Source organism: Salmonella sp. SJTUF15570, from assembly GCF_043357055.1.
In the GTDB taxonomy this organism is placed as follows: Bacteria; Pseudomonadota; Gammaproteobacteria; order Enterobacterales; family Enterobacteriaceae; genus Salmonella; species Salmonella enterica.
This window is the reverse complement of the sequence record NZ_JBEUKJ010000002.1, coordinates 509791-526748: the sequence shown is the minus strand read 5'-3', so window position 1 is coordinate 526748 and position 16958 is coordinate 509791. Positions and strand designations below refer to the sequence as shown.

The window sequence follows — 16958 nt, the reverse complement described above, 5'->3', positions numbered from 1 at the left end:
CGCTCGCCGATGGCGGTTCCGGCTATTTCTGGCAATGCGGGCACCAGTAAAACGGGCGTGAGGACAGTGTTGTCTTTTCAATAATGCCGCCGCACCGCTCGCACGCTTCGCCGTCACGGTGGAAAACCTTAAAGCGAAACAGTGCGCCATGATACTTGTTCTCATCCGCCTGACCGCGAGTCGTGTAGGACAGGCGCGGAATATCCAACAGCGCGTGAGAAAGCGCATTCAGTTGCGCCTCGTTGAGATCTTTCGCTTTATGCTGTCCGGTTAACCCTACCTGCCAGAGGATTTCAACGCGCAGATAATTCCCCAATCCCGCCAGAAAGGCCTGATCCAGCAACAGTCCGGAAAATTGTCGGTTGCGAAAACGCGGCGACAGCAATCGAGCTTTAACCTCTTCCGGAGTGAGACGCGCGTCCAGCACATCCGGACCGACTCGCTGTAAAAAGGGGTGCGTCGTGAGCTGCTCTGCTGTCAGCATTTCGATATCAGACGCGCTATAAAGCAGTATAGTTTTATCCGCCGTTTGTAGCCTGACGCGCAATATACGCGTAGTCTGCGGTATTTCACCAGTGTCGATCACCCGCCATACGCCATAGAGTTGGTTGTGGCTGTAGAGCGTCAGGCCATTTGAAAAGTGGGTCAATAACGCTTTTCCCCGCGTCTCTATCCGGGTAACAAGTTGACCGGTAAGCTGCGATTCATACGGTTTTAACTGTGCAAAGGCGAACCAGACATCGGTTAAGGGTTTGCCTTTGATTGCCGCCTCCAGATTATCCGCCGCACGACGAATTTCCGGGCCTTCAGGCATGATAATATCCTTTGTTAACAGTTGATTAATGGACTACACCGCCTCTGACTGTCTGGAATGCACATCGAACGCCATAATGAACATCCACAGCGGATGGACAAACAGGCGGTGGTATCCAGTGATAATAACATTATCGCAGCACGAGACCACTTCCCCGTCAGGGTTAACATGATCGCGCCAGGGCATAATCGACTCAGCCCTTGTCGGGCGAGCGCCCAATAATGATTGTCTGCCTACCGGAATTAAATGACGCTTAGTTATATTTTGCCCAAAATTTTTTTCTGTTGATCCTTTTAAAGCCTTCTTTCCAATAACTGGCATTCAACTCTTTGATATAATTTTCTCCGGGAAAAAGTTTATCCTTTAAAGGCAGTTTCTTGGCTAGCACGATTCTTTCTGCGTTAGATCCCGCGGACTCTGAATGTGTGAGGGAAGATAAGGCGTCCAGTTGAGCGCTTGAGGGTCTGGCTATCAATTCAAAAAAAGGTTCTGACAATACAACACTACTAAGTGCTGCATAATTTCCTTTTTGTATGAGCGGTTTGACGTACTCAAAAAAAGAAATAATCCCTGATTGCAATCTTGCCGCTTTTTTTAAATACTCAATTTCAGAACCACTGCTATCTTCACGTACAGGAATTATTCCATTATCCGTTTTTTTATAGCCAATTGTTGACCCAGTATTATCAGCCATAGCGAACTCCATTATTTCCACCCCTCCTGATAAGAAAAGATCACACTTATCGTGGGGATGGCCATAGTTGGTTAGCCAACCAAACATCTTATTATAAATAGATCGGTTATCATTGGCGCCAGCAAAAGTTGCCAAATAAAACCCATGTATTTGTTTTTCTGCCCATTGCGCACCTAAAGAACGAGCAAATACTGATTGAATATTACCCATCCATCCTACATCGATAAGTGCTATATTTTTATAACCTTCACAGGCCGTTTTAAAGTAATCAGCGTAAACTTCCCTGTGCTGAGTATTTTTTAATAAAATATATGGAAATAATTTATTTATAAGCCAGTGAACCTTATGTTCCTCTCCTGAAACAGGAATATACTCCTCGTCAGGAAAACCAACTTGATGTATATCTGAAATATGCTCACTCGCATCTAACCCCGCGATAGCAAGTATCTTTTTAATACTTTTCTTATTCTTACCACCAAAAAGATGCCAAATCCTGTGCATCGGCCAATCAGTCATCCCCACCATATAAGCTGATGCGCGGGATATATATAAATATTCACATTTTACATGTTCTTCTGAAAAGTATTCATTATAAATTTTATAGATTAAGTGAGCATCGCGTGCTAAAAAAAGCGCTTTATCAATTTTATGAATCTTTAACTGATTCGCTAACCAGGATACATAACCTAATAATAACGGACCAAATACTTTAAATCCTATCTCGTTTAAAGGATCATTTTGATGGAAAGCAGAAACTTGTTTAAGTAATAAAGTCTTACAAATAGATTCACCAATAATATCTTTAGCTTTCCAATGATTAGATATCCCATGATTATACTCTGACCAATCAGCATGGAGAGTATTTATGCCGAGTTTTTTAGCATTCAGAATATCAGCATGAACATTGTCGCCAACATGCATCCACGATGCAATATCTACATTTTCATTTTTCTTGACTATTGAAAATAATTTACCACTATTTTTAGAGTACCGCTCTTCGCCAGATGAATAAACTGGAATGTTACTGATATCATAGCCACATGATGTTAACAACTCCTTTAATATTACTGATGGAAGGTACATATCACTAATTAAAATGACTTTGCAACCATCACTAATAGCCTTTTCAAACAAACAGCTTCCACGCGCATTTTTATATAAAACAATCTTCTCCATTTGTATTTCCAGATCGATTATCTTTTTTACTGTCGCTGGTGAAAGCTGCGGATGCTTTTTTAAAATTTCATCGTATATTTCAGATATGAGTATTTCCGGCTCACCGCCAAAACGCCTGACCCTATTCTCTCTGGCACTTACTTCCGCCTGAACTCTTATCTCTGGGAAATTATCAATAATACCAATCTCGTACGCTGATATAAAAAATTTCTCAGTTGCTAAAGTTGATTGCATTAATGAAAACAAATCTCTGGGACGGTAAATCCTCCGGCTAACCAATGTATCAAAGATATCAAAGCTTACGGTCTTGTATTTTTTAAAGTTCATATCCATATTTTATTTAATCTTATTTTCAATATAAGAGATTTTATGAAAAAGACTATTGTTAGCAATATTTGAAAGTAACACATTGAGCAATGATGAGTCATCAATACTTCTCATCATTTTATTTTCTGCAATTTTGCATTCTATATCAAATAACTCGTTGTTAATTACAGTATAATTGCCAAATTCAAAGTCATCATTTTCTCTGAAATGATAAAATGCCAGTGCTTCAGGTAAGATCCAAACATCATTTTCTGCCAGGTAATGAATAAAAAAGGCCAGAAAAATGCAGGAGAGGATAATTTATGACTTTCAATCACATCGATAACAGAATTTTTATCGAATAAACACGAGGAAAGTGGAATAGAATTCCTGTAATAAATAACATCAAAACTAACAGGGCCAGCATTTAAATAGTGGTTCCATGGTTGCGTTGAATTTATAATTATTCTATTATTTTCCGCAATCTCAGCAACTTTATTTGTATGGCATGCTATTGCATTTACAGATGAATACGTTGACTGTATATTCGCCAAAACACTGAGTAGCCTTGACACATATTCAGGGGCCCAGGAATCGTCATCATCCATAAAGCATAAATAATTAGATTCAGACATCTTAATAGCATTAAAGATACAGTTTTCGTCGTAGATAACACTATATATATTTGACAGTTCTTTCAGATAAAAATCATCCACATTGTGACATTTCAATTCTTCCTCCATGCAGAAAATGATGATATTTATTTTTTTGAACGTCTGGTCATTAATGGATTGCAAGGCCCGCATTAATAGACGAGTACGCCCAGGTTTATGTCGGACAATAACTAAAAGACTCTTTTCCATATTCTGATTTCGCGTTTTACGGTATATATAAAAATTAACACCCTATGAATGAATGCTGACATTGGGTAAGGATTATAATATTTTATTAGACTGACACCAGATAAGGTGTAGCAACAGAACCATACCTAAGATTATCATAGTCATATAATTAAAAAATCGGTATAATTCTCATCAACACCACTTACATCATGTTTAATATTTATCTTCAGATTTTTTATTGAATTTTTTATACCAAAAGAGCTTTGAGGTAAGATAGGGCAAACTATTTTTCATCTCTTTTTTTGCAGATTTAAACCGATAAAAATTTTTGACTGCCGTAAACAAACCATTAATAATAACTTTAAAAAACTCCATTTTTGAGTGGGTAAGTTTTAATAATTTGCCATTTTCTATATTTAAATGATAGATAGTAATTCTCCGGAATGAAAACTTAGTAGGGTGATAATGACGATAATCAACCACGATTGGTTTTTTAATTAAAAAGAAAGCTGGAATTAAGTGTCCATTAAGGGTTATGCATCTAAAAAATTTGTAGATGGCTTTTTCTTTACCAGAACATGGGTAATCAACACAACCATTAACAATATCAATACCTTCTACATTGAATTTTTCATTATGAGTTATTGCATTAATTCTTTTTCTTATCTCCAGAAGATCTACATTATCTTCCCAAAACTCCCGTCCAGAAAGACAATCGTTATATGACATAATCATTGCTCTGGCAAGTTCATAGCGGCATGAAAAACTCGCAAGAAAGACTTCCCGCACAAAGAAAACACTTAACAGTAGTGCAGCAAACTTTCTTTTACTAATTAATGCAGGTACAGCAACAGTCCTGAAGTTCAAATAGCTATTTAGAACCGATATTTTTCTTTCAAAATCCATTTGCCACGAAGCCACACCATTAAGTGTGACAATATTATGTTTTTTATGCATATATCCAAATAGCAGGTCATCACCACGAACAAAGAAAGGAAATGAGTAATATTCAATAGCGTTAATATTAAAGGCAAAAAACCACCATCCACCGTAGCCTATTTTTCTTTCATTATCAAAAGTATCTAAAGAATCTATTTCCCGAGCATCCAGATAATGTTTATCCGGGTAATGTAAAAAATCTCTATGCCATATGGCACCAGATTCATGTATGATTGCCGGGTTATCTTCAAAAAGCATACAGCCAGTAACAACTGTATTTTTGTCTTTAGCCATCAGTAAAAAAGCATGAGTTCGACAAATCGATTCAATTTCACATGAGCCGTCGTCATCCATAAATATGACATGTTTGATATCGTTGATTTTCCCTGCCTCTATCAAACCTCTCATAAACCCGCCTGACCCACCGAGGTTTTCATTATTGATAACCATAATGCCGTTTCCTGACGGGTGATTAATCGCCTCACCATTATTAACGACAATCAATTTAAAACGATCTTTAAATTCGCTCTGGGTTAAGAGTGTTTTATTAATTCTATTGATTGTTTTAGTAACAGCTTCTTTTCTATTATAAGTTGTTATAACTAAAGCCATAGATGATTTACTAACATGATCTTTAGTCAGAAATTCAAATCCATTTAAAACAGAGTCTTCGTCTGATTGCCACTCCACATAGATATATCCAAAATTTATTTTTGATATATCAATTTCAATCTCATCACTAATATTACATGACGAGTTAAAATCAATTTGCTTTAATACTCTAATGACACCATTCTCTTTATGCCTTACAGTTATAGTTCCGCGACCAATTATATTAACCCGCAAAAAAAGTGATGTTAAGGTTGTATATTTTTTCCATTTCTTAATTGAGAATGCATTAAAAAAAGTATCAAAATATGCAACCTTATGACGCGGAACAAGTAAGTTACGTGAGGTATAGTTATACTTCCCGCCCTGAGTTCTGAAATAAAGCTGCTCTTCCGTGCATAGATCAATGTTTGGTAAAATTACTTTTTGAAGTAAAAAATACATAACGAACCTATAAATTTATATTATCTGGGGTAACGCTATTATAAAATAGTAAATTACTCACCGCGTAGTGATATAAATACTGCAATAAGAATATTAAAATCCGCCTTTGCTAACTATCTCACCGTGCTCAAGCCTGATGAACTTATTACATACAGATTTAGCCAGTTCATCATCGTGAGTGGCCATTACCATAATGCCCGCTTTAGAGATAAAGCTATTTAATCTCATCTCTGCTTTTCTTTTAAAATCACTATCACCCACGCTCATCCATTCATCCATCAGTAAAATTTCAGGATTAATTGCAGTAGAAATAGAAAAACCAAGCCTCAGAACCATACCACTAGAATACGTTCTAACGGGGATTTTAATAAAATCACCTAACTCGCTGAACTCGATGACATCTTCTGTAATATTTTTTATTTCATTTTTTGACAGACCGAGAAATAGTCCCCTCAGTTTTATATTTTCCAGGCCTGTAAGCTCACCATCCATTCCCATCATGGGATCAATGAGGCTGGTGACTCGACCGATACATTCATACTTCCCTGAAGTTGGTTTATAGGCCCCTGCAAGTACTCTCAGAAGAGTGGTTTTGCCCGAACCATTGTGTCCGATAAGCGCAAGACGGTTACCTTCGGTAAGCGTAAAATCAATTTTTTTTTAATGCCTCTACTTCAATAATCCCGGTATTCGATGAGCCAATTCGTCCACCTGAAGCAGCCTGTAGAAAAGTTTTTTTAAATGAACGGTGGCTGGAGTTAAATATAGGGAGTATTACGCCAACGTTTTTGCAAGAGATTTTCATTAATTATAACCAGTATACGATTCTTGAGCGATATTTAGTCAACACTAAGGTTGAGACCATCAACATAATAATAGAGGTTATTATTGTGTAAAACCATATAGTTACATCTGGTACAGTTCCCATTAATGGTTTCCTGAGCATCTCCATAAAGTAATAAAAAATATTATAATCAACAAATTCCTTTCTTCCCTTTGGTAATTGTTCCGATGTCCAAATGATGGGAGTTATAAAAAAACACAACGTTACCACACTTTGAACAACCGGTCCCATATCACGATATCTTGTGCAAAAAATGGCGAGAATCATACCTGTAGAAATTAATGAGATGGATGTTATTATAATTGCAGGTATAAAAAGGAGAATATCAAGATTTACCGATGTATTGGTAAAAAAAATCACGAAAGGTATAATGATAAAATTATGCAACATAATCATAAACTGCCGATAGAAAACACGTAATATATATAAATATAGCGGAAGGTCAGATTGTTTAATAATTGATGCGGACTCATTAAATATTCCGCATGACTCATTAATAGTTGCTGATAGAAAGGCCCAAAAGATCATACCTAAAGTAAGATGCATGATAAAATTTTCGGAACCAGAACTGAACAGCGAACCGTAAAGAGGTCCCATCGCTGATATGGTGACCCCCATCGAAATCGTTATCCAAAAAGGCCCTAACACCGATCGCCGGTATCGTCCCAGGACATCATTCCAACCTAGCGAAATCCAAAGTTGGTGCCTGGCCAGAGCTTCTTTCAAATCATTCATTGTTTCCGTGTCACCTTTACCTGAAGAACTTATTCTTTAACGATATGAAAATATAACTTATTTATTTTCTATAATATTTACATACTATTTATCTAAACACTGACCTACTTCATAAGCACTTTATGGTGTTAGCAACCAATAGTGTCTTTATAAATTTGCAATGTCTTATTAATGACTAATATGCTGGAAAACAATTCCTTTACACGTTTTCTTCCATTCGCCCCCATCTCTAAGCGAATCTGTGGATTTTTTAACAAATACTCTAATTCTACCGCTAACTCCTGAGCTGAATTACTTTTCACGATCAACCCATTATAGTTATGAATAATTAAGCTATCACATCCGCCGGTATCATAAGCAATACATGCACGTCCTACAGATGATGCCTCTAATAAAAGCCGTGGTACTCCTTCCGGATAAATAGATGGTAATGCAACGATATTCGATTTCTGAATAAGCTCATATACATTCGAAGAGCGTCCCAGCCAGTTAATTAGTCCTTCATTATGCCAGTGATGAATGAGCTCCAAAGGGATAGCATCTTTATCGTCCTCGGCCAATATACCTGCAACATTTAAAACAAAATGAATATTTTTTTGTCTGAGGATCTTTTTTGCTTCAATGAGATCGCCAAGACCTTTACTCCATAACATTCGGCTTGCAAAAAGGACTATCGGTATCTCATGTTTTTTCTCTATAGAGAATTTATAAATATCCGGGTTAATTCCAGCACCTTCGATAACGATAGTTTTATGATAATCAATACCTACTAAACGCGATATTTTTCGCCGATCTTTATCATGTTCAAAAATAAAAACACCACGCTTATTACCGGCAATATATTTGTAAACCAAAACGGTTAACGCACGCAATATTCTCATTGGCACGGTATTATATAAAAAGATTCGACCAAGTCCGACAAAGCTGATAACAACTGGACTATTACTTCTTCTGGCGCTAACTCCACCAATCAGGCAAGGTTTGAGCGTAATACAATGCAATAAGTCAGGATTAATCTCCTTAATAATTTTCCGAGCGTTAAGGAATGCTCTAAAAAAAACAAACATATTAAATGACTGAGCAACAAGAGACACATTGTGACAAATAAAACCAAGCGTTTTGAATTTTTTTATAATCTCTTCACCAATAAAATGACTTATGATATGAATTTCATAACCCGCATCCCTTGCCGCTATCGCACGTTCTGTCCAGTGTAAATCAAAGTACCAGTCTGAATTCACAAAATAACATAACCTTTTCATCTCTTCGTCCTGCTAATGATATTTCCCACTAATACCTTTAAGTCCATGAAGTATTCCCTGCCAGATAAAATATAGATAACGAAATTTCTTACGCTGCCATGGTAATATGGCGAGATATTTAGAGAGGCGTAATACTATAGAAAGAACACTGAATATCCTGGGAACGGGTAAAAGTTTTCTCAGCAGCAACAAATTTCTACAAAGATAATATACTTTCCATTCGGGGCAGATACACCTTCCATGAATAGAGATATCATGAATAAATTTAATTTCTGGGGAGTAACGAATTTTCTGCCCGGACAATACTAGCTTATAACCAAAGAAAAAATCATCATAATAAAGGAAAAGTTCATCATGGATATCGTTAAGATGGTTATTCAATACCTTTCGATCAATAATCATACCAACGAATGACACAGTTTGAACATCAGTAACCTGAGTTCTTACTGGAGAATACCTCTCTGGGCGCATCGCATAATAAATAGTCTCAAACACCGTAGATGGGACCCTAATGAAAGGCAAATTCATCCGACAAGACCGCCCATAGGTGTCCTGAACTCGCGACACAAATATACGGTATCTTGAGGTATCTAATAACGAGAAATGCTTTAAAATATTAATTTCCGGGTAAGCATCATCATCATAGAAAAATACCCAATCGGCATTACTATATGAGCATATATATTGACTACCTACTTTAAATCCGCCAGCACCACCAAGATTATCTTTAAGATTAAGTATCGTGATGCCAGGTTCACTTAATGAAGAAAGCCATTCCCTTGTACCGTCGCTTGAGCCATTATTAACGATAACAATAGAGGAAAAACCCGCCTTAACAGTCTCTCGCACACTTTTTTTTAATTTTTCAAGACGGTTAAAAGTTACGATTAGCGCTGTACACTTCATCAAACGGTAACTGTAAAAGCTGGCATTTCTTTTTGTTCATATAGCGACGTTAAGTATACGTCCGCCGTCTGTAATGCTTCAGCTATCGTGATGTCCATATCGAGATAACGATAAGTGCCAAGACGACCAATGAAAGTAATATTTTTTTCTTTTTTAGCCCGCGACAGATATTTATTCAGTAAATCCATTTTATCTGCCCTGCGAACAGGATAGTAGGGTATATCACCAGCTTCACATTCCCGACTATATTCTTGATAACATATTGAAGCTTCATGTCTCTCCCACGGAGAAAAATATTTGTGCTCAGTAATCCGAGTATAAGGTGTATCTATTGAACAATAATTCATTACTGCGCATCCTTGATAATCACTCTGGCAAATTATTTTTTTAAAGTCTAATGTACGATATTCCAGTCGGCCATATTGACAGGAGTAAAAGGCATCCAGCGCGCCACTGAAAAAAACATGATCATAATTTGTCCGCATTTCCTGAGTGAAGGAGCGACATAGTTCAACAGCGATATTTTCGTGTTCGACAATGGACTTGACCATTTGTGTATAACCAAATTTTGGTATTCCCTGAAACTTATGATTGAAATAGTTATCATCATAATTAAAGCGAACAGGGATACGTTTCAATACAGAAGCGGGTAACGCGGAAGGATGAAGCCCCCATTGTTTAATGGTATAACCTTTAAAAAAGGCTTCATATAACTCTTCGCCAATGAAACGCAAGGCCTGTTGCTCAAAATTTTGTGGTTCCAGAATGGTGCTATCACATTTTTGAAGCAGTAATTTCCTGGCGTCATCAGGTGAGCAGGCGACACCAAAAAATTGATTGATGGTATGAAGATTGATAGGTAGAGAAAATACCTGACCATTTACTGTGGCCTTAACCTTATTGATATAAGGCATCATCTCAGCGTATTTATTTACATAATTCCATACAGTTTCATTATCAGTATGAAAAATATGAGGACCATAAACGTGCACCATAATACCCGTGTGCTCATCTCGGGCATCATAAGCGTTACCACCGATATGCGAACGTTGATCAATAATATTGACTACATGTCCCTGCTCGGCTAACTGGCGTGCTATTACTGCGCCTGAAAGGCCCGCACCTACAATTAGTATCTTTTTACGTTGCATTATTTTTGTCACTCTGTTCGCAGACACAGATAATATTAGATAGTTTATCCAGAACCATTTTCATTTATATCAGAAGGGTAAAGTGAAATTTACTCAACGCATCCAGATAATTCCACGCTACCGCCACAGCGCGTAAACCCTCGCACTGATTACAGATTCATTAATGTCACACGTTATGCGGTATTTCCGGACAACGATGATTGCCATATTTATTTTGTGAAGATAACTCATTCAGAACGCAACATTATGGGTCTGAATACCGCGCGGCATGATGTAAATATGCTGTCAGCATAAATCCGGTGCGTTACCGGCCCCAGTTTTTACCAACCCACTCTGTTGACTGATGTCCGGGCCGACGTCCGGTATCCTTATTCTTACCGCATCAGATAGCGGTACTCCTGTCGGGATATCCCAGCGTTGTTTCAGCGTCTGCTCCGCGAGCCAGACCTGCCTCACGCCGGTTCCCAGCATACGGGCCGTCATTTCCGGGCTACAGCCTGACAACAGTAATCCCAGCACCCGCCGTCCCTGTTTTGGCAGACGCTCTGACAGTAACCTGACCAGTGTGCGGCTGTTTATCTCCATCACCAGCTCCGGCACGCTCAACGCGCTTTTCATCTCCTCCTCGTAAGGCGATGTCTGTAGTGATGACCATATGGCAAGCTCAGCCATTCTAGCCAGAACCCTTACCGACATGGCGCGTTTAATCAGCCTCAGATGGCGGAAGTAACCTTCCACGCTGACGTCAACCGGTAAAAACGCGTTACTGCTGCAAAAAACCACTGTCCGCGGATAACGCTGAAAAACCTGTTGCCACAGCAGAAGCTGGGTTGATGGCCGTCCGGCGGATATCACCATCGCGCCGGGCCACCGACGCAACCGATCCAGCAGCCCTTCTGGTGTCCTGAGACGAACGCAGTCCTCCACGCAAAGGCCACCGGTATCCGGAAACTGCGCAGGATTTTCGCCTGACTGACAAAACATAATCAGCCGGAGAGGCGGCAGTACTCTGGTTAACGTCTGCATATCAGTACGTCAGAACCTGATACAGGCTGAACAACGCTGCGACGGTGGAGACCGCCAGCAGGAGCAAAAATATTTTCGCCCCCATACTGTACCGGCACTTACTGGTGCCCCCCCTTCCGGTGGATATTTCCGCATATTCTTGCGTCATCAGATTGTTCTCCTCTGGCCATTGCCGACCCGGCACTGCGCCAGCAACGGCAGCTTCGTGTTGTGGAAACAACATGTCCGCACCCTTTCGTGGACCGGGAGCCATTCCATGTCTGTATGAAAAATGACGTCTGGCCCTATCTAAACACAGCACTCTGACACCCTGTCCGGTTCTGCTTTTCGGCTGCACAGGCCGTCAGTCCCCCTGGTAGTACATGCTCCTGCCGCAGGGTAATTCTGCCCTGTGCGGAGTACAAAATGACAAATAGAAAACACAGTAATCTATTGATTTATATGTTGATTATGTAAATCAGCTTTCCCTGAACAGATTTCTCTGTGATTTAACAATATGATTCAAAAAGTAAAATAAAGGATTTAATTCTTTGATATGATAATTAATCAGCATTAAATATTATTTAATACGTTTTTTTAACACTTAAAATTAACATTTTGTGCAGGCAGGACAAAAATGGATACAGCATAGTGCTGGTTGGACCAGGTGAATTTTCCCTTAGTTTTTTTATTGTTATATGGATAACTCCTTAATAAGCAAGAGATTACGATTGCATGACTCTTGTGTGGAAGGGGTAAATCTGAGAGGATGATGAAAGCGCGAAGCGGACTTAACTTTTTGAATCAGAACGTACGGTTATACTCGACGTTTTTTTCGCCATATTCCATGAAAACGCCCGGCGTTACTTGCGGTGTATCTTACGGTGTGCTGGATATTCCTGTGCCCCAGATAGTCCTGTATGAGTCGTGTATCAATCCCTTTATCAGCAAGGGCGTAGCCGCAGGCATGTCGCAGCATATGAGGATGTGGCGCTATCGTTAATTCGGCCAACCGCCCTGCCTCACGAAGTATGTAAAAAAATTGTTGCCTGCTGAGCGGATGCCGTCGTAGCGACAGGAACAGCCAGTCTCCGTCAGCCCCTTTCTCAAGATACTTCCTGGCCCTGAGCCAGCTTTTCAGTACGTTATACTCATCGGGAAGGAGGGGGTGACACGTTGAAAAGCCATTTTTGAGGCGCCGGATATAAAGCTGTCTTCCTGCAAGATCAATATCCGACAAGCGCAGCCCCAGCAGCTCACTGGCCCGGAAGCCGTGAATAAACGCCATCAGGATTAAGCAGCGGTTTCTTTCCGGGAAGGGCATTCTGTCGGTCGCTGACAGCAGTTTTTCAATCTCTTCTTGCGTAAGATATTTTCTTTTCACAAAACAAATCCATCATAACAAAATGAGTAATATACTAAAAAATCACTGATCAGATGAGTTTAATTTTCGCTAAAAAAGTTGCTATGCGTAAACAGCTTAAAATCCATATAGCTGGCAATCTGGCACGCTATCCATGACGTGATAGTGAAACAGCGAATCAATCTGGCTTCAATCTCCTGATAAGTCGTCATGATGAGGAATATAAATGCTAAAAATGAGGCTATCGTGAGGTAAATCAATCAGAAAGGGGTAATAAAGAGTCAGGTAGTTTACCCGCCCCGGAGGTTTGATTAGATGGCGATAGCTAACAATATCATAATGATTTTCAAAAACTCTGCTGCTAACAGCAATAAGCTCATCATACTGGCTATTACAGCATCACTTGGTTATTTTTAAAATAATATATTATAAGGGGATTTATATAGTATTGAATAAATCCCTCTTCCTGACATTAAGAGAACAGAACACGATAATTTTTAGCAGCCGTAATATAATAGCTTCAATCGTCTGGCTCTCAGGCAATAACGTGTATATTACGCGCATTGAACGCGGCGCGTAACCTGCGAGCGAATGCAAGCGCATACTCGCCGTCGCCATGAATGCACACCGTTTGCGCCGTGACAGTCGTCCACACGCCAGTAACGCTTTTCACTCTCCCGGCTTGTACCATATCCAGCGTTTGCGCCAGCGCCTGCTCTTCGTCGTGAATCAGCGCGCCAGGTTGCATGCGCGGCACCAGGCTACCGTCGGCCTGATAGCCGCGATCGGCAAACACCTCCTGCCGCGTCACCAGGCGATGGCGCTCACCGGCCCGGATCAGCTCACTTCCCGCCAGTCCAACCAGTATCAGTGACGGATCATAGTCGTGTACCGCTTTCGCAATCGCCTGTGCCAGATGAGGATCTTTCGCCGCCTGGTTATAGAGCATACCGTGCGGTTTGACATGGCGCATCACGCCGCCTTGCGCCTGAACAATCGCCCCCAGCGCGCCGATTTGGTACAGCGTCTGGGCGTATACCGTTTCCGGCGGCAAAACCATCGCCGTCCGCCCAAAATTATCCCGATCCGGAAAGCTGGGATGCGCGCCGATTGCCACGCCGTTTTTCAGCGCCTCGCGCACACAGGTCAGCATGGTTTGCGCATCACCGGCGTGAAAACCACAGGCGATATTGGCGGAGGAGACCAGCGTTAATAATTCGCTGTCGCTGGCGCAACCTTCGCCCACATCCGCATTTAAATCAATGTTCATGCTGAAGCCGCCAGGTAAGCTGTTCCAGATAGCGCTGACGCTCATGGCGCGCGTTGAGCGCCTCTTCCAGCGAACATTGCACAAAATGGATCGGTTGTCCTAGCGGGATCTGCGCCAGATGGTACATATCTGCCTCGATGATGCAGGCAATGCGCGGATAGCCGCCAGTTGTCTGGGCATCATTCATTAGCACAATAGGTTGGCCGTTGTAAGGCACCTGCACGACACCGGGCAGCAAACCGTGCGACAGCAGTTCGCGATCCGTTGTCCGCGTTAACGATTGTCCCTGCAAACGATAGCCCATGCGATTACTTTGCGGACTGAGCTGCCACGGCGAACGCCAGAACGCTTCTTGCGAGGCGCGATCGAACTCACGGTATTCCGGCCCCGGTAGCGCACGGATGCGATTCCCCCACAGTAACTGCTTCACGCCCTGCGGCCCGCTAAACTGTCGCGATGGTTTACCCGTCGCCAGCCGATCGCCATCTTTTAGCAGCCGTCCTTCCAGCCCACCGATACCGGACTTCAGATCGGTACTACACGATCCCATCACCTCCGGCACAGCAATACCGCCCGCCACCGCCAGATAGCTACGCATCCCGTGAAGCGGTCGATGCAGCGTAAGACGTTGGCCCGCTTTTACCGGCAATCGCCAGCCTGTCCAGACCGGTTGATCATCCAACAGCGCTTCGCAGCCTGCGCCGGTAAGAGCGAACCAGGTCTCATTTTCAAATTCGACAACCAGTTGACCGAGAGTGATTTCCAGCGCCGGGGCATTCGCATCGTTCCCGACCAGGAGATTAGCGGTCTGAAAGGCGGGTTTATCCAGCGCACCGCAGTGACTCAGCCCCGACTGACGAAAGCCGTGACGCCCGCTATCCTGCACGGAGGTATAAATCCCCGCGCGAATAATATTCAGCATATTCCCTCCTTTTGCGGCACAAAGCGTACGCTATCGCCAGGGCGTAGCAGAACCGGAGGCTCCCGCATCGGATCGAATAACTTCAACGGCGTGAGGCCGATCAGCTGCCAGCCGCCCGGCGTGGATAATGGATAAATACCCGTCTGCGCGCCGCCGATGCCGACAGAACCGGCCGGAACCTGCAGGCGCGGCTCCGCACGTCTGGGCATATGGAGCGGTTCTGGTAAATTCCCAAGATAGGGAAAGCCAGGCTGAAAGCCTAAAAACCAGACGACATACTCAACGGAGGCATGTAGCTCCACGACCTGCTTTTCACTCAAACCGCTGTGCCGTGCCACCGCCGCCAGATCCGGCCCGCCTGCGCCGCCATAGATCACCGGGATCTCAACCGAACGCGAGTCCGGCTCCAGCGCCTCGCTCTCTTCCCACCAGCGCTGCAGACGCTCAATCGCATCCAGCGCCAGGGTTTGCGGTTCCCGCAAGATCACGGTGATATTGTTCATCCCGGGAATGGCTTCCACCACGTTCGGCATATCGACCAGACGCTGCGTCAGACGCCAGATGCGTTTCTGGCTCGCCAGCGTAATCGGCGGTTCAAGTTCCAGGACGACTGCCGTTTCGCCTAACAGATAACAACGCGCTCGCTGCACTTTATTACCTCTCAGTTATGCCGGGTTAGGGATATCAATAAACGTCACATCCAACGCCGTGTTTTCGTTCAACCATTCGCTCAGGGCGCGAATACCGCCGCGTTCAGTGGCATGGTGCCCGGCGGCATAAAAATGCAGCCCCTGTTCGCGCGCGGAATGAATGGTCTGTTCAGACACCTCGCCGGTAATGAAAGCATCCACGCCGAAGCGGGCGGCGCTATCAATAAAACTTTGCCCGCCGCCGGTACACCAGGCGACACGCTGCACATTCTCTGGCCCGGTATCGCCGCACCATAGCGGTTTACGCCCCAGACGCGCTTCAATCCATGAGGCCAGTTCCAGCCCCGGCACCGGCATTGAGAGTTCTCCCCACGGCACCAGCGGCTCAATTTCTCCTTTCACGGTAATGCCCAATAGCGCCGCCAACTGCGCATTGTTGCCCAGCTCAGGATGCGCATCCAGCGGCAGATGCCAACCGTAAAGGTTAATATCATTTGCCAGTAACGTTTTTAAGCGACGGCGTCTCATCCCGCGAATAACCGGAGACTCGCCTTTCCAGAAGTAACCATGATGAACAATGACCGCATCGGCCTGCAAACGCACCGCCTCATCGAGCAGCGCCTGACTTGCGGTCACGCCGGTAACGATTTTCTGTACCGTCTCTTTTCCTTCGACCTGTAAACCATTCGGCGCATAATCGCTTATTGCCGCACTGTTCAGCTTGTCGTTAATCAGTTGTTCCAGCTCGGTGTTTTTCATCATCGCTCCCTTTAACCCACGTTCTACTTTCCCGTTACGGGTTCAGTCTCCGTTAACATAGCCTCCCGTTGGCCGTTCGTCGATAAACATTTGTTTGACACATCAAGAAACAATCACCCCCGGGTTTGGCGCAAATTACTTAGCAAAACACGATCGGTTTCATGTATATTTATGCAATCAGAACGCATATTGCAGAAAAAATCAGTTCTGTATCATGTTGGTAACTTTAAGGAAACACGGCGATACGGCAGGCTTAATAAGCCCACA

At 42.6% G+C, this 16958-nt stretch carries 16 protein-coding genes and 2 pseudogenes; all 18 read right to left on the bottom strand.

Annotated elements, in window-relative coordinates:
* Positions 1–22: 22 nt before the first annotated feature.
* Positions 23–814, bottom strand: coding sequence for an endonuclease VIII (nei, locus tag ABVN44_RS06125; protein ID WP_023231355.1), 792 nt, complete (start codon positions 812–814; stop codon positions 23–25).
* A 33-nt stretch (positions 815–847) separates the two neighbouring features.
* Positions 848–1000, bottom strand: a complete 153-nt coding sequence (locus ABVN44_RS06120) for a hypothetical protein (protein WP_001145918.1) — start codon at positions 998–1000, stop codon at positions 848–850.
* A 67-nt stretch (positions 1001–1067) separates the two neighbouring features.
* Complete coding sequence (locus ABVN44_RS06115; protein ID WP_077248408.1) at positions 1068–2963, bottom strand: glycosyl transferase; 1896 nt, start codon at positions 2961–2963, stop codon at positions 1068–1070.
* 57 nt (positions 2964–3020) lie between these two features.
* A pseudogene (locus tag ABVN44_RS06110) lies at positions 3021–3853 on the bottom strand (glycosyltransferase family A protein).
* Positions 3854–4045: 192 nt separating this feature from the next.
* Positions 4046–5824 (bottom strand): glycosyltransferase, encoded by a 1779-nt coding sequence (locus ABVN44_RS06105; protein ID WP_000273746.1) that lies wholly within the window; start codon positions 5822–5824, stop codon positions 4046–4048.
* Between the two features lie 93 nt (positions 5825–5917).
* Positions 5918–6629 (bottom strand): annotated as a pseudogene (locus tag ABVN44_RS06100) (ABC transporter ATP-binding protein).
* Between the two features lie 3 nt (positions 6630–6632).
* Positions 6633–7403, bottom strand: coding sequence for an ABC transporter permease (locus ABVN44_RS06095; protein WP_000998822.1), 771 nt, complete (start codon positions 7401–7403; stop codon positions 6633–6635).
* Between the two features lie 128 nt (positions 7404–7531).
* Positions 7532–8665: a glycosyltransferase family 4 protein gene (locus ABVN44_RS06090; RefSeq protein WP_000824901.1), complete on the bottom strand. Its 1134-nt coding sequence runs from the start codon at positions 8663–8665 to the stop codon at positions 7532–7534.
* A 12-nt stretch (positions 8666–8677) separates the two neighbouring features.
* Entirely contained in the window at positions 8678–9574 is an 897-nt protein-coding gene (locus ABVN44_RS06085) for a glycosyltransferase (protein ID WP_165381675.1), read from the bottom strand.
* Positions 9571–10722, bottom strand: a complete 1152-nt coding sequence (gene glf / locus ABVN44_RS06080; protein WP_023231358.1) for a UDP-galactopyranose mutase — start codon at positions 10720–10722, stop codon at positions 9571–9573. The genes ABVN44_RS06085 and glf overlap by 4 nt, the downstream gene beginning before the upstream one ends.
* A gap of 285 nt (positions 10723–11007) precedes the next feature.
* Positions 11008–11748, bottom strand: coding sequence for a hypothetical protein (locus ABVN44_RS06075; protein ID WP_001194237.1), 741 nt, complete (start codon positions 11746–11748; stop codon positions 11008–11010).
* A gap of 1 nt (position 11749) precedes the next feature.
* Positions 11750–12085: a hypothetical protein gene (locus ABVN44_RS06070; protein ID WP_001182680.1), complete on the bottom strand. Its 336-nt coding sequence runs from the start codon at positions 12083–12085 to the stop codon at positions 11750–11752.
* A gap of 459 nt (positions 12086–12544) precedes the next feature.
* Positions 12545–13111, bottom strand: coding sequence for a tyrosine-type DNA invertase (locus tag ABVN44_RS06065; protein ID WP_000824704.1), 567 nt, complete (start codon positions 13109–13111; stop codon positions 12545–12547).
* Between the two features lie 59 nt (positions 13112–13170).
* On the bottom strand, positions 13171–13302 hold the full coding sequence (locus tag ABVN44_RS06060) for a hypothetical protein (protein ID WP_001521652.1): 132 nt from the start codon (positions 13300–13302) through the stop codon (positions 13171–13173).
* Between the two features lie 323 nt (positions 13303–13625).
* Complete coding sequence (gene pxpA, locus ABVN44_RS06055) at positions 13626–14360, bottom strand: 5-oxoprolinase subunit PxpA (protein WP_001017922.1); 735 nt, start codon at positions 14358–14360, stop codon at positions 13626–13628.
* Positions 14350–15282, bottom strand: a complete 933-nt coding sequence (gene pxpC, locus ABVN44_RS06050) for a 5-oxoprolinase subunit PxpC (protein WP_023231359.1) — start codon at positions 15280–15282, stop codon at positions 14350–14352. The genes pxpA and pxpC overlap by 11 nt, the downstream gene beginning before the upstream one ends.
* Positions 15276–15932 (bottom strand): 5-oxoprolinase subunit PxpB, encoded by a 657-nt coding sequence (gene pxpB, locus ABVN44_RS06045; RefSeq protein WP_001188371.1) that lies wholly within the window; start codon positions 15930–15932, stop codon positions 15276–15278. The genes pxpC and pxpB overlap by 7 nt, the downstream gene beginning before the upstream one ends.
* Before the next feature lie 15 nt (positions 15933–15947).
* On the bottom strand, positions 15948–16691 hold the full coding sequence (gene ybgI / locus ABVN44_RS06040; protein WP_000798855.1) for a radiation resistance protein YbgI: 744 nt from the start codon (positions 16689–16691) through the stop codon (positions 15948–15950).
* Positions 16692–16958 lie beyond the last annotated feature (267 nt).